Annotated in this window: 12 protein-coding genes and 1 tRNA gene; 9 read left to right on the forward strand and 4 right to left on the reverse strand. The window is 57.0% G+C overall.

Annotated features, from left to right (window positions below):
• Window positions 1-324: 324 nt before the first annotated feature.
• The gene (locus EH206_RS14595; RefSeq protein ID WP_009113593.1) at window positions 325-1,623 is read left to right on the forward strand and encodes a dicarboxylate/amino acid:cation symporter; all 1,299 of its coding nucleotides are present in this window, start codon (window positions 325-327) and stop codon (window positions 1,621-1,623) included.
• A 66-nt stretch (window positions 1,624-1,689) separates the two neighbouring features.
• Here EH206_RS14595 and hypT read toward each other — a convergent pair whose 3' ends face one another.
• Together hypT and EH206_RS23725 are read right to left on the reverse strand one after the other, a co-directional pair.
• Window positions 1,690-2,580 carry a hypochlorite stress DNA-binding transcriptional regulator HypT gene (hypT, locus tag EH206_RS14600; RefSeq protein ID WP_009113594.1) on the reverse strand — a complete coding sequence of 297 codons (891 nt, stop codon included), beginning with the start codon at window positions 2,578-2,580 and terminating at the stop codon, window positions 1,690-1,692.
• A gap of 94 nt (window positions 2,581-2,674) precedes the next feature.
• Window positions 2,675-2,731 carry a hypothetical protein gene (locus EH206_RS23725; RefSeq protein WP_483995146.1) on the reverse strand — a complete coding sequence of 19 codons (57 nt, stop codon included), beginning with the start codon at window positions 2,729-2,731 and terminating at the stop codon, window positions 2,675-2,677.
• A 68-nt stretch (window positions 2,732-2,799) separates the two neighbouring features.
• Between EH206_RS23725 and cuyB the strand changes: the two genes are divergently transcribed.
• The 8 genes from cuyB (at window position 2,800) to EH206_RS14640 (ending at window position 11,856) form a co-directional block, all read left to right on the forward strand.
• Window positions 2,800-3,516, forward strand: a complete 717-nt coding sequence (gene cuyB, locus EH206_RS14605; RefSeq protein WP_009113595.1) for a cysteate racemase — start codon at window positions 2,800-2,802, stop codon at window positions 3,514-3,516.
• 98 nt (window positions 3,517-3,614) lie between these two features.
• Window positions 3,615-4,244, forward strand: a complete 630-nt coding sequence (locus tag EH206_RS14610; RefSeq protein WP_009113596.1) for a response regulator transcription factor — start codon at window positions 3,615-3,617, stop codon at window positions 4,242-4,244.
• A 3-nt stretch (window positions 4,245-4,247) separates the two neighbouring features.
• On the forward strand, window positions 4,248-5,822 hold the full coding sequence (locus EH206_RS14615; RefSeq protein ID WP_009113597.1) for an MASE1 domain-containing sensor histidine kinase: 1,575 nt from the start codon (window positions 4,248-4,250) through the stop codon (window positions 5,820-5,822).
• A gap of 89 nt (window positions 5,823-5,911) precedes the next feature.
• Window positions 5,912-7,219 (forward strand): MFS transporter family glucose-6-phosphate receptor UhpC, encoded by a 1,308-nt coding sequence (uhpC, locus tag EH206_RS14620; RefSeq protein WP_009113598.1) that lies wholly within the window; start codon window positions 5,912-5,914, stop codon window positions 7,217-7,219.
• A 28-nt stretch (window positions 7,220-7,247) separates the two neighbouring features.
• Entirely contained in the window at window positions 7,248-8,279 is a 1,032-nt protein-coding gene (locus EH206_RS14625; RefSeq protein ID WP_009113599.1) for an ABC transporter substrate-binding protein, read from the forward strand.
• Window positions 8,280-8,415: 136 nt separating this feature from the next.
• A complete protein-coding gene (locus EH206_RS14630; RefSeq protein ID WP_009113600.1) occupies window positions 8,416-10,494 on the forward strand; it encodes an ABC transporter permease in 2,079 nt (692 codons plus the stop codon).
• Window positions 10,495-10,589: 95 nt separating this feature from the next.
• Complete coding sequence (fbpC, locus tag EH206_RS14635) at window positions 10,590-11,627, forward strand: ferric ABC transporter ATP-binding protein (RefSeq protein WP_040343966.1); 1,038 nt, start codon at window positions 10,590-10,592, stop codon at window positions 11,625-11,627.
• 153 nt (window positions 11,628-11,780) lie between these two features.
• Window positions 11,781-11,856: transfer RNA gene (locus EH206_RS14640), tRNA-Asn, on the forward strand.
• A 302-nt stretch (window positions 11,857-12,158) separates the two neighbouring features.
• Here the strand turns inward: EH206_RS14640 and rhaD are convergent.
• Both rhaD and EH206_RS14650 read right to left on the reverse strand, forming a co-directional pair.
• A complete protein-coding gene (rhaD, locus tag EH206_RS14645; protein WP_009113602.1) occupies window positions 12,159-12,986 on the reverse strand; it encodes a rhamnulose-1-phosphate aldolase in 828 nt (275 codons plus the stop codon).
• Between the two features lie 21 nt (window positions 12,987-13,007).
• Entirely contained in the window at window positions 13,008-14,267 is a 1,260-nt protein-coding gene (locus EH206_RS14650; RefSeq protein ID WP_009113603.1) for an L-rhamnose isomerase, read from the reverse strand.
• Between the last annotated feature and the right edge of the window lie 95 nt (window positions 14,268-14,362).

A 14,362-nucleotide genomic window follows, 5' to 3' on the forward strand; every position in this document is an offset into this window, starting at 1 on the left:
GACCCAGGCGAATAAAACAGTCTATCATTTTGTTTTTTATGTGTTTTATAAAAAACCATCCGCAGCGGCGCATCAATGCCGCATCCGCCATTGACATAACTTCCTTTTTATAATGCGTTTTTTGCATTTAATTGCTATGACTTGCATCTCATCACACAGAAAAAAACGCTAAAAAATCAGAATCAATGTAATATCTGGCAGGCAGACACACATCCCCAATAACAGTCAGGGTGCTGGTTCAGTGCGTTCAAGGAATACGCACCGTTTCCCACGCTGTAATAATACCGTGCGTTGTCTGAATCTATTCACCAATATGAGGTTTATATGCAAAGGCAGAAGTTACTTATACAGATAGTCGTCGCTATCTTATTAGGGATATTCATAGGATGGCTTTGTCATCAATATCTTGATGGCGGGCGAGCAAAAGAAATCGCCTCTTATTTCAACATGGTTACCGATATTTTTCTGCGTTTGATCAAGATGATCATTGCCCCGCTGGTGTTCTCCACGCTGGTCTCCGGCCTGGCCAGTATGGGCAACTCTTCCGCGGTCGGACGTATTGGCCTGAAAGCCATGACCTGGTTTATCACCGCTTCTTTCCTTTCTCTGCTTATCGGCATGGTGCTGGCTAATTTCTTCCAGCCCGGCGGCGGTATGAATCTGGAAGTTCCCGCCACGGCGGCGCACGTCGCCACCGGTCTTAACACCGACGGCTTTACGCTCAAGAACTTTATCAGTCACATCTTCCCGAGAAGTATCGTGGAAGCCATGGCCAACAATGAAATTCTGCAGATCCTGGTCTTCTCGCTGTTCTTCGGTTCAGCGCTCGCCTACGTGAAAAACAAGAACAAAAGCGCGACGGCGATTGCGTCGATGATCGAAGAACTGGCCAAGGTCATGTTCCGCGTGACCGACTACGTGATGAGCCTGGCGCCGATTGCGGTATTCGCCGCCATCGCGTCCGCCATTACCACCCAGGGACTGGGTCTGCTTTACGACTTCGGCAAGCTGATCGGCGAGTTCTACCTCGGTCTGGCGATACTGTGGGCGGCGCTGTTCCTGGTTGGCTACGCTTTCCTCGGTAAACCCATTTTCACCCTGGCGAAACTGATCCGCGAACCGACCGTACTGGCCTTCGCCACCGCCAGCAGCGAGTCGGCCTATCCGAAAACCATGGAAGCGCTGACTAAATTCGGCGTGCCGAAAAGAATAACCAGCTTTGTGCTGCCGCTGGGCTACTCGTTCAACCTTGACGGTTCAATGATGTATCAGTCCTTTGCGATCCTGTTTATCGCCCAGGCATACAACATTGATTTAAGCGTGACGCAGCAAATCCTGATTCTGCTGACCCTGATGATCACCAGTAAAGGGATGGCCGGCGTCGCCCGCGCCTCGGTGGTGGTGGTCGCCGCCACGCTGCCGATGTTCAGTCTGCCGGAAGCGGGCATCCTGCTGATTATCGGTATCGATCAGTTCCTGGATATGGGCCGCACCGCCACCAACGTCATCGGCAACAGCATCTCCACCGCCGTCGTCGCCAAACTGGAGAACAGCATTGGCGAACCGGAGGAGGAAGAAGAAGATGCGGAAATTGCCTATCAGGAAGCCAATGCGAACCGGTAATTAACCGTTCGTCCGCTTCTCATATGGCGGCCTTAGCGGCCGCCATACTCTTTTTAGCGCCCGAATTTACTGCTGGCTCAGGCTTTTCAGATAACGCCAGAACTTCTCCGACGCCATATTCAACCGGGTATCGAGACGATAAATATAGACGCCCATGCGCATCACCCCATGCTCCATATTGATGATGGCGAGCGTTTTATTTTTTAGCTCTTCCTGAATCGAATAATCCGGCAACCAGGCGATGCCGTACCCCTGCCTGACCATCCTTTTCAGCAAATCACTCATTGAAGAGACAAAGGTAATGGCGAATTTATCGCTGTCGATGCCGGCGAGATAGCGGTTTACCTGGCGCCCCATATAGCTGCTGTCGGTGTAGTTCAGCAAGGGCACGGAGGGCGCGTTGATATCGAACAGCGGCTTGCCCGCGCTATCACAGGCGCAGACCGGATAAAGACGGGACTCCAGTATTTTCTCATGCATAAAGGGCTCGGACATCAGCTCTTCATTGTAAAAAGAGAAAATAAAATCGCTCCGCCCCTCTTTAAGATTCAACACCGCCTCATCAACGTCAATGGACTCGACGTAAAATATCTTTTCCTGCGTCTCCGGCACCCCTTTAAGCAACTCCGGCATAATAAAAATTGACAGCGAATGCGCGGCGGCGATAGTTATTTTATTTTTATAATTACTGCCGCCGTGCAGTTTATTCAACTGATATTCCAAATCATCCAGCGTATTGCGAATATGCGCGTGAAAAACCCGGCCCTGTTCGGTTAATTGCAAAGGCGAGGAGCTGCGGTCAAAAATATCAAAACCTATGGCGCTTTCCAGCGCGCGAATACGACGGCTGAATGATGACTGAGAGATATTTCGTTTTTCGGCGGCGACGGTAAAACTGCGGAACTCCTCCAGCGCGATAAAATCATAAAGCCATTTGGTTTCGATATTATTAAGCATGAAATTTCACCGATTCTATTTTACCGCGCGGTTAAAACCAAGAAAAGCATAAGAATGCCATGTGCTATGCAAATCATACATAGCGCATGGGGATTTAGCAATTCACATTCCAGACCAATATACCCAAAGTAATCGATATCGCAGCCGACAACGCGGCGACGTCAAATCCAGGGATACGAGAGAGTATTCCTTCATATTCAAAAACCTATGGGGAACAGCATGAACCGTTTAGTGGGTATTCTTGGCGGCATGGGACCGGGCGCCACCGTTGACGCCATGCAAAAGCTGATAAAAAACACCCCGGCCTACCGCGACCAGGATCATATTCCGATGATTGCGGTTTCCATTCCGGATATTCCGGACAGAACCCAATGCATTCTCGACCATAGCGCGTCGCCGCTGGAAAAAATGATTCAATATATGAAAATACTGGAGAATGCCGGCGCCGAGTGCATTATTATTCCCTGCAATACCGCACATTACTGGTTCAACGAATTAAAGTTGCATAGCCGCGTCGAAATGATCAGCATTATTGACGCCGCCTGTCAGGTTATTCGCGATAAGAAAATAGCCAGCGTCGCACTGTTGGCCACCACCGCCACCATCAAGGCGCAGATTTATCAGCGCCATCTGGCGGAAAGCGGTATTGACTGCCATATTCCGCCGGCGGCGGAGCAAAGCGCGGTGATGGAAAGCATTTACGCGTACAAGTCGGGCGATGCGCAAAGGGCGCATAGCCTGTTAACGCCAATAAAAGATCGCCTGCTGCAAAGCGGCGTCGAAAAAATCATTCTGGGCTGCACCGAGTTGCCGCTTATTCTGCAACAGGAGATCAAACTCGCCCCCGAGAATTATATTGACGCCACCGAAGCGCTGATCAAAAAAACCGTCGAGTGGTACTTCACGCATACGCACAGAAACGAAGTCGCGGCCTGATCTGTTAACTCGCTTCCATTTTTATTTCCTGCGGTTGCGGGCGCCCGTATTACTACTCATCATTACGCTTTGATGACTTTGGGTTAGCGTGGAATAGCATGATTAATGTGGCGCTGATAGACGATCACATCGTTGTACGGTCTGGCTTTGCGCAGCTTCTGACATTGGAAAAGGATATTCAGATCATCGGGCAGTATTCCTGCGCGGCGCAGGCATGGCCGCACCTGCTCAAACAGCCCATTGACGTGGCGGTGATTGATATCGCCATGCCTGATGAAAGCGGCCTGAGTTTACTTACCCGCCTGCGCCGGCAGCGCCCCGGTTTTCGCGCCATTATTCTGAGCATCTATGACACCAGCGCCTTTGTGCAAAGCGCGCTGGACGCCGGCGCCGGCGGTTATCTCACCAAACGCTGCGGTCCTGAGGAGCTGGTGCAGGCGGTGCGCACCGTCAGCGGCGGCGGGTTATACCTGTGCGCCGACGCCCTGCGCGCCATACGCCATCAGCAGCAATTGCCGCAGGAGCTGCTGGCGCTGACGCCGCGCGAGCGGGAAATATTTACCATGCTGATCAACGGAATAAGCGTCAAGCATATTGCGGAACGGCTCGCGCTGAGTCACAAAACCGTGCACGTCCACCGGGCCAATATCCTGGGCAAGCTACAGTGCGCCAGCACAGTCGAACTGGTGCATTTCGCCCTACAGCATCAGTTGCTGCCGGGGAACTGATCGATGCGCCGCCTGCGTTCCGCCGGCATGATGCTGTTTCTGGGCTTTTTCTACGGCTTGAGTTGGCTGGCGCTGTGGACAATCAGCTTCTATCTGAGCAATAACGGCCAACAGGCGACGCTGCTGTTGCCGCAGGGACTGCGGCTGGCGCTGATGATCCTGCTGCCGCGCAAACACTGGCCGATCCTCCTGCTGACGGAAACGGCGCTTCAGGGCTGGCTGATCGGCGAACAGCTGCTGACCCGGCGGCTGATGCTGCTCTCCCCCTGGCTGAGTCTGCTACCGGCGGCGCTGACACATAAAATCTGGCATCGATATACCCTTTACTGGCAGCGGCTACTGTTATTGCTGGCCGCCCTGACGCTGAACAGCATCCTGCACGGCGTGTTTATCGGCCCCTGGCTGGATACGCAGCTGACCCAGACCCTACTGGCGACCTTTACCGGCGGCGTGCTGCTGATTCCCTTTACCTATCTGATCCATGAGTATATCAAGCAGCAGCACCTGCAAACCCTGCTGGCGCAGGCGATCCCCGATCCGCCGCTGCGCACCTCCCTGCTGATTTGGTGCTCGCTGTTTTTCTCGATCGGCGTCTGTCTGCAAATCACCTTTACCCCGGAGATGGAGCGCCTGCTGATCATTTTCGTTTTCCTGCCGAACGTGGTGATGGCCTACAAATTCGGCTGGCAAGGCGGAGTGCTCTCCGCGGTGCTGGGCAGCCTGATGATTACCATCACCCGTCAGGTCAGCGGCGCCTTCAACGACCTGCGCGAACTGGAGCTGTTCCTGTCCACCCAGGCGCTGTTGGGCATCGGGCTGGGGATCGCCATCAGCCGCCAGCAGCAGTTGGCGCAGCGCCTGCAACGCTACCGCCAGCAGTTGGAACAGGAGTTGAAAACCCGCCGTCGGCTGATGGAGCGCATCATTCACACCGAAGAGGAGGTGCGCAAGGAGATCGCCCGCGAGCTGCATGACGATATCGGGCAGAATATTACCGCCATCCAGATTCAGGCCATGCTGGTCAGGCACAGCACGCCGGAAGAAACCGCCCGCCATGCCGCCGGGCAAATCAGCGAGCTGTCCCAGCGCATTCATCACACCACCCGGCAGCTGCTGCGCCGGCTGCGCCCCCCGGTGCTGGATGAAATGGTGCTGGATCAGGCTCTGCGCCATCTGGCGGATGAGTTCGCCTTCAATGCCAGAGGCATCGGCTTCCAACTGGATTATCAACTGCCGCAGCAGACCTATGACGATGTGGTGATCTTTACCCTTTACCGGCTGGTGCAGGAGTTGCTCAACAACATCAACAAACACGCCTTTGCCCGGCATATCGCGGTGGCGCTCTACCAGCGCAACGATCTGATCACCCTGGAAGTGACCGACGACGGCATCGGCATCCCGCCGCACAAAACCGACGGTTTCGGCCTGCGCGGCATAGAAGAACGGGTGCGCGCCCTGGGCGGCAACTGGCAGGTGCGGGCCAGGAGCCGCTCTTCGGCCGCCGACGAAACGGCGCGCCCGATGGGCACGCGGATAATTGTTAACCTGCCCACAAAATTTAAACAAAAGGCCGAATAACTAAGAATTATTCCTAACGCCCTACAACCTTATCTCATCCCTTTTCCCTTGCTTCCCCCTACTCTTCCCTCAATGCGACGGAGATCCCCATGCAGGCAACCACGCTTTCAGCGACACAAATCAGCCAGCGCTACCGTTACTGGCGGCCGCGCCTGCTGGTATCGATGATTATCGGCTACGCCACCTTCTATCTGACCCGGCGCAGCGTCAATTTCACCATGCCGGTGATGCAGTTGGAGCTGGGGTTGACGAAAGACGATATCGGCCTGCTGGGTACGCTGTTTTATCTTTGCTACGGCGCATCGAAGTTTATCTCCGGCATGGTGTGCGATCGCAGTCAGGCGCGCTGGTTTATGGGCGTCGGGCTGCTGATCACCGGCATATTGAACATCTTGTTTATGTTTTGCCAGTCGCTCGGCGGGCTGCTGCTGGTCTGGGCGCTGAACGGCTTCTTTCAGGGATGGGGTTGGCCGCCGTGCGCCAGACTGCTGACCAGCTGGTATTCGCGTAACGAGCGCGGCTTCTGGTGGGGATGCTGGAACACCTCGATCAATATCGGCGGAGCGGCGGTGCCCTTACTGGCGGGCTATCTGGCCGCGGAATGGGGCTGGCAGGCGGCGCTGCTGGTGCCGGGCATCATCGGCATCCTGATTGGGCTGTGGCTGTGCCGCCAGCTGTGCGACAAGCCGCAGCAACAGGGGCTGCCGAGCGTCGGCCAGTGGCGGCGCGACGCGCTGGAAATCCGCCAGGAACAGCAAAGTCCGCCGATGCCGATGAGGCAAATTCTGCGGGAGACGATCCTGGGCAACCGCACCATCTGGCTGCTGGGGGTTTCCTACATTCTGGTGTACCTGATCCGCATCGCCCTGAATGACTGGGGCAATATCTGGCTGGCGGAAAACCACGGTTTCAACCTGCTCAGCGCCAACGCCACGCTGTCGCTGTTTGAACTGGGCGGCCTGGCCGGCGCGCTGTTTGCCGGCTGGGGATCGGACCTGCTGTTTCGCGGCCAGCGCGCCCCGATGATCCTGCTGTTCGCGCTGGGGCTGTTTCTGACCATGAGCGCGCTGTGGCTGGCGCCGGTGCATCATTATCCGCTGCTGGCGGCCTGTTTTTTCAGCATCGGCTTTTTCGTTTTCGGCCCGCAAATGCTGATCGGTCTGGCGGCCGCCGAGTATAGCCATAAGGACGCGGCCGGCACCGTCACCGGTTTTCTGGCTCTGTTCGCCTATCTGAGCGCGGCGTTGGCGGGCTGGCCGCTGGCCCAGGTGTTGCACCACGCCGGCTGGTCCGGGTTTTTCACCCTGCTGGCGCTGGCGTCGGCCTGCATCGGGCTGTTGCTGATGCCGCTGCTGATGGCGGGCATCAGCCAGCGGGAAACGATGAAATCGCTGTAACCTCAATACCCTAAGAAAGGAAAACATAATGAAACTGACTACCCTTACCTCTCTGATTGCCGCCGGGCTAACGCTGGCCGCCGCCGCGACCAGCGCGCAGGCCGCCGGACGCCTGGTGATTTACTGTAGCGCCACCAACGCCTTCTGCGAGGAGGAAGCCAAGGCGTTCGGGGCAAAATATGACGTCAGAACCTCGTTTATCCGCAACGGTTCCGGCAGTACGCTGGCGAAGGTCGAGGCGGAGAAAAGAAACCCCCAGGCGGACGTCTGGTACGGCGGTACGCTGGATCCGCAGTCTCAGGCGGGAGAAATGGATCTGCTTGAACCCTACCAGTCCGCCAATCTTGAGCAAATCATGCCGCAGTTCCGCGACCCGGCCAAACGCAAGGGCAACTACTCTTCCGCCGTGTACGTGGGGATCCTGGGCTTTGGCGTCAACACCAATCGCCTGAAAGAGAAAAATCTGCCGGTGCCGCAATGCTGGAAGGACTTGACCGATCCCGTCTACAAAGGCGAAATCCAGATCGCCGATCCGCAAAGCTCCGGCACCGCCTATACCGCGCTGGCCACCTTCTCGCAGCTGTGGGGCGAGGATCAGGCCTTTGACTACCTGAAAAAACTCAACGCCAACGTTTCGCAATACACCAAATCCGGCATCGCCCCGGCGCGCAACGCCGCGCGCGGCGAAACCGCCATCGGCATCGGTTTTCTGCATGACTACTCGCTGGAAAAAGAGAAAGGCGCGCCGTTGACGCTGGTCTCCCCCTGTGAGGGCACCGGTTACGAAATCGGCGGGGTCAGCATCCTGAAAGGCGCGCGTAATCTGGATAACGCCAAGCTGTTCGTGGACTGGGCCTTATCGAAAGAGGCCCAGGAGCTCTCCTGGAAGAAAGGCCAGTCCTACCAGATCCTGACCAACACCACCGCCGAGACGTCGCCGCTGTCGCTGAAGCTGCAGGACCTGAAGCTGATCAACTACGACATGGATAAATACGGCGCGGCGAACGTGCGTAAGGAGCTGATCTCCAAATGGGTTAACGAAGTAAAAATGGGGAAATAGCCGTTTATGGGGCAATGTCCGGCGGATAATGCGCAAACGGCATGGCTGCCGCCATCGGCTTATCCGCCGGCCCGACGCCATTAAATACTAATAACAATCCCGCTTAATGAATAATGACAACACCAGGGAATCCATCATGTCACACACCTTAACACTAGCGCCGCCGCGCAAACGAGACCCCGTCTTTCTGTGGCTGGCGCTGATAGCGGCCTCCTTTCTGCTGCTGCCGGCCTGGAGCCTGGATTACGGCCTGTTTGACGTCTCGCGTGATGAACTGCTGGAGGCCTACAGTTGGTCAAGCCTGAACGTCAGCCTGCTGTGGTTTGCGCTGCCGCTCGGCCTGTTGCTTCGCCCGCGGGCGGCCGCCGGCCGCGAACGGCGCGGGCGGCATCGCGCTGACGCGGCCTACGCGCTGTTCTGCGCCCTCTTCGTGGTGATCGGCTCCGCCATTGAAGGTCGGGGCATGGGTTACGCCACCATCGCGCTGTTTATCGCGCTGGGGGCCATCATCACCCTGTCGCTGTCGCGCCTTGACTGGCTGGGCGGCGATCGGTTCGTTATTGGCTCGCTGGTCGGCATCATTGCGCTGATCGGGGTATTTATTCTTTACCCCAGCATCGCCATTTTCATCCCCATGTTCACCAACAGCAGCGGCGAGTTCGCGCCGCTGCTGTTTATGCAGATACTGAAGCAAGCCCATATTTTACAGGTGATCGGCAACTCGTTCATGCTGTCGGTGGCGGTTGGCGTCGGCTGTACCTTTTTCGGTATGGTACTGGCCATCTACACCTCGCGCATCGCCCGGCGCTCCGCCATTATCAGCCGGGTATTCTCCATCCTGCCCATCGTTACGCCGCCGTTCGTGGTCGGGCTGGGGGTGACCCTGATGATGGGGCGCTCCGGCTACGTTACCGAACTGATGGTCGACTGGTTCGGATTAACCAACACCAACTGGCTCTACGGCTTTACCGGCATCTGGCTGGCGCAGGTTCTCGCCTTTACCCCGATGTCGTTTATGATCCTCGAAGGGGCGATTAAAACCATCCATCCGTCGCTGGAGGAAGCCTCCTATACGCTGCGCGCCAACCGCTGGCAGACCTTTCGGCGCGTCTTTCTGCCGCTGCTGAAACCGGCGCTGGCCAACTCATTCCTGATCGTTATCGTGCAGTCGCTGGCGGACTTCAGCAACCCGCTGGTGCTGGGCGGCAACTTCGACGTTCTCGCCACCCAGATCTATTTCTATATCGTCGGCGCCCAACTGGATTATCAGGCGGCCAGCACGCTGGGGGTGATCCTGCTGCTGTTCTCCCTGGCGGTATTCTGTATCCAGTACCTGTGGATCGGCAAACGTTCCTACGTCACCATCTCCGGGAAATCCTACCGCGGGGACGTTCAGCCGCTGCCGGTATCGCTGGTGTGGATCGTCAGTATTCTGCTCTATTTGTGGATTGCCTTTAACTTCCTGCTGTACGGCAGCATTTTCTACGGCAGCTTCACCGTTAACTGGGGGGTCGACTACACCCTGACGCTGGCCAACTTCAGCAAGCTGTTCGGACAGGGCTTCAGCGAAGGCGCCTGGCCCTCCATGCTCGATACCCTGCTGTTCGCCGGCATTGCCGCGCCAATCACCGCGCTGTTCGGGCTGCTGATTGCCTACATCGTGGTGCGCCAGCAGTTTCATGGCAAGAAGACCATCGAGTTCACCACCATGCTGTGCTTCGCCGTGCCGGGCACCGTGGCCGGGGTCTCTTATATTCTGGCGTTTAACAACGCGCCGATATATCTGACGGGCACCGCGGCCATCGTGATTATCTCGATGGTGATGCGCAACGTGCCCGTCGGCATCCGCGCCGGGATCGCCGGGCTGGGCCAGTTGGATAAATCGCTGGATGAGGCGTCGCTCAGCCTGCGGGCGGGATCGATGCGCACCGTGTTTTATATCCTGCTGCCGCTGCTGCGCCCGGCGATCCTGTCGGCGCTGATTTACAGCTTTGTGCGCGCCGTCACCACCGTCAGCGCCATTATCTTTCTGGTGACGCCGGACACCCGGGTCGCCACCTCCTACATTCTGAACCGGGTGGAAGACGGTGAATACGGCATGGCGATTGCCTACGGCTCCATTCTGATTGTGGTGATGCTGGCCATTATTTTCCTGTTCGACTACCTGGTCGGCGAAGCGCGGGTTTCCCGCTCCAAAGCCCAGAACAGCGACTAAGCGGAGTGATTACCTTGAATACTGCAAACCAACAAGCGCCGGCAACCTCATTTAACGCCGGCCCACAGGGCGCCCGTCATAAGAACTTTGTTGAACTGAAACACGTCACCAAACGTTTCGGACACAACACCGTTATTGACGACCTCAATCTGGCCATTCCGCAAGGGAAAATGGTCACGCTGCTCGGCCCCTCCGGCTGTGGCAAAACCACCGTACTCCGCCTGGTCGCCGGACTGGAAAAACCGACGGAAGGCCGCATCCTTATCGACGACGAAGACGTGACCGAACGCTCCATTCAGCAGCGCGACATCTGTATGGTGTTTCAGTCCTACGCCCTTTTTCCGCATATGTCGCTGGGGGAAAACATTGGCTACGGGCTGAAAATGCTCGGGCGCCCAAAGGCGGAAATTAACCAGCGGGTAAAAGAGGCGCTGGCGCTGGTGGACCTGGACGGGTTCGCCGATCGTTTTGTCGACCAGATCTCCGGCGGCCAACAGCAGCGGGTGGCGCTGGCCCGCGCGTTAATCCTCAAGCCCAAGGTTTTACTGTTTGATGAACCGCTGAGCAACCTGGACGCCAACCTGCGCCGCAGCATGCGCGAGAAAATCCGCGAGCTTCAGCAGCAGTTCAATATCACCTCGCTGTACGTCACGCACGACCAGAGCGAAGCCTTTGCGGTTTCCGATATGGTGCTGGTGATGAACAAAGGCAAAATCATGCAGCTGGGCGCGCCGCAGGAGCTGTATCGCCAGCCGGCGTCTCACTTTATGGCCAGCTTTATGGGGGATGCCAACATCTTCCCGGCGGCGATCGCCGATGACAGCGTGGCTATTTACGGCTATAAACTGCCGCGCCCGCCAGGCTTCGCCGACGGCGCGGGCGAATGCACGGTCGGCGTGCGCCCGGAAGCCATCACCCTCGGCCTGCAAGGCGAGGAAAGCCAGCGCTGCACCATTACCCAGGTCGCCTATATGGGGCCGCAATACGAAGTGCAGGTGGAGTGGCACGGACAACCCCTGCTATTGCAGGTCAACGCCACCCAGCTCCAGCCGAATCCGGGGGATAGTTACTTTTTACAGATTCACCCCTACGGGATGTTTGTGCTGGCGGATAACGAACCGGCGAATAAATAGCCGGCGCCGGTATCGGGTGCGCGGACGCCCGATACCGGACGGCGGGATAAATTCCCGCAGATTGCACATTCTCTCGCCGAACGGTTCAAATATATGGTCGCCGCCTTTGACATGCGCGATACACCCCGTTATGATGCGCCCCGTTCACACGATTCCTCTGTAGTTCAGTCGGTAGAACGGCGGACTGTTAATCCGTATGTCACTGGTTCGAGTCCAGTCAGAGGAGCCATCTACTTGTTTTCATGTATCCTTGCGAATCCCTATTTGTACATTGATTCAATAGGTTAGCGTGAAAAACCTTCCCGATGCGTTGCTGGTTTTCCCTCCGCATCGGGAAAAAAAGGTGGTCAGATTTGGGGTCAGGTTGGTTCGATAATGGAGTGCCCCCCCTATTTCCCTTTCCAACGCGCAAATCCGCAGTCTCAAGCCGACATCCACCCCCGCAAAATCGCCGATTCTTGAATAGCTCTACATAAAAGAGCGAGAACCGATAATCTCTATTAATGAGGTTAACGCGGTAAGTGTCAGCCGCTACTCGACATCCAGAGCCGAGCGCAGCGGCGTAACGCCAAAACGCTTACCGAGGGCGATCAGTTCATCCCGGCTGATGGTCTGCTTCATGCCGCCCATGGAAATCACTTTCACCAGTACCTCGGCGGACTTCTCGGCGGTATCGATCAGGCCGAATGTCTCGTCGAGCGTCGGGCCGCTGCCAAATACGCCATGGAACGGCCACAATACCAGGGAGTGCTTTGTCATCTCGCCGGCGGTCGCGGCGCCTATCTCATCGGTGCCCGGCACCATCCACGGCAGAATGCCCACGCCGTCGGGAAACACCACCAGGCACTCGGTGCTGCCTTCCCACAGTTTGCGGGTAATGATGTCGCTGTCGTTTTCCAGTACGTAGGTCAGGGCAATCAGGTTAGTCGCGTGGCAATGCATGATCACGCGATCCTTACCGCCGGTTGCGTTAATGCGAACGCTGTGCGACTGGAAGTGTGACGCCAGTTCGGACGTCGGTACAGCGCCGTTCTCCAGCCCCCATAAAATGTGGTAGCCGCTTCCGTTGCCGTCTACCCGCGCCACGCCAATATTGCCGGCGGGATCAAGCTGTACGTTGCGGAAAAACTTGCCGGAACCGGTGACGATAAACGGCGTGTCGGCCAAATCCGGCATCGGCCGGCTTAACGCGATGTAACGTGGTTGTTGATGAAAATCCGCCTGATAGGGGGCGATGTCGTCCGCGCTTAAACGCAGGGTGATGTTGCCGCCGTTGCGTTCATCCCAGCCTTTCAGCCAGGCGTCCGATGTTGCTTTAATCATGCCTTCGACAAACCAGGCGTTGAGGATGCTCTGCATATTATCAATTCCTTGTCGCCATTAACCGCGTTGACTCAAAATGTCTTTTTCATAGCGCCGTACGTCGGCCAGCCATTGAACGTCGGCCGGCGTATCATGCTGCTGGCAATACATTTCCCACACCGCCTGCCACGGCAGCGATTTCTGTTCTTCGAGCAGCGCAAGGCGGCCGGTGTAATCGCCCTCCTGCTCCAGTCGGCGCAGTTGCGCCGTTGGCTCCAGCAGGGCGCGCAGCAGCGCTTTCTTCATATTCCGGGTGCCAATAACCCAGGCGGCGATACGGTTGATGGAAGCGTCGAAGAAGTCGAGGCCGATATGCACGCGGTCGAACAGGTCGTGGCGAATGATCTCGCCGGCGATGGCCTGGGTTTCATCATCCAGCAGCACGACGTGGTCGCTGTCCCAGCGAACCGGGCGGCTGACGTGCAGCAACAGACGCGGTACGTACAGGATTGCGCTGGAGATTTTATCGGAGATGACTTCAGTCGGGTGGAAATGGCCGGCGTCCAGACACAACGCGGTCTGACGGCTGGCGGCGTAACCGAGGTAAAACTCGTTGGAGCCGACGGTGTAGCTTTCCGCGCCGATGCCGAACAGTTTGCTCTCGACCGCGTCGATATGATGTGCCGGGTTAAGCTTCTCGGCGATAATTTCATCCAGCGCGGCAAGCAGACGTTGGCGCGGGGCAAGGCGATCCACGGTGATATCCTTCATGCCGTCCGGGATCCAGATGTTCATCACCGACGGCGTGCCGAGCTGCTCACCGAAATAGGCGGAGATCCTTCGGCTGGCCTGGCAGTGCTCAATCCAGAACCGGCGGATTTCATCGTTGGCGTGCGAGAGCGTAAAACCATCAGCGCTCAGCGGGTGAGAGAAGCATGTCGGGTTAAAATCCAGCCCCATTTTATTGCCCCTGGCCCATTCCACCCAGTTTTTAAAGTGCTCGGGTTTGATTTCATTGCGTGCGACAGGCCTGGCGGATTCCAGATAGATCGCATGCAGATTCAGACGTTTCGGGCCGGGGATCAGACTTAACGCCCGGTCGAGATCGGCGCGCAGCTCGGCCGCGTTGCGCGCTTTGCCCGGATAGTTGCCGGTGGCCTGGATGCCGCCGCTCAGACCGCTTTCCGGGTTTTCAAATCCGGCGACGTCATCGCCCTGCCAGCAGTGCATCGACACCGGCAGACGATCGAGCTGGCGCATCGCCTCCCCGGCATCGACGCCGATGGCGGCAAAGCGCACCTTCGCCAGTTGCCAGGCTTGTTCAATGGATTGACTCATAATGTTATTTCCTCTTTCAGATGGCAGGGCGTCAATAAACGATGCCGGTGTGTGGCGATCCAAGGTTCCGGGGGTAAGGGAAATTGGCCTATTGA

The organism is Brenneria nigrifluens DSM 30175 = ATCC 13028, assembly GCF_005484965.1.
Classification (GTDB): domain Bacteria; phylum Pseudomonadota; class Gammaproteobacteria; order Enterobacterales; family Enterobacteriaceae; genus Brenneria; species Brenneria nigrifluens.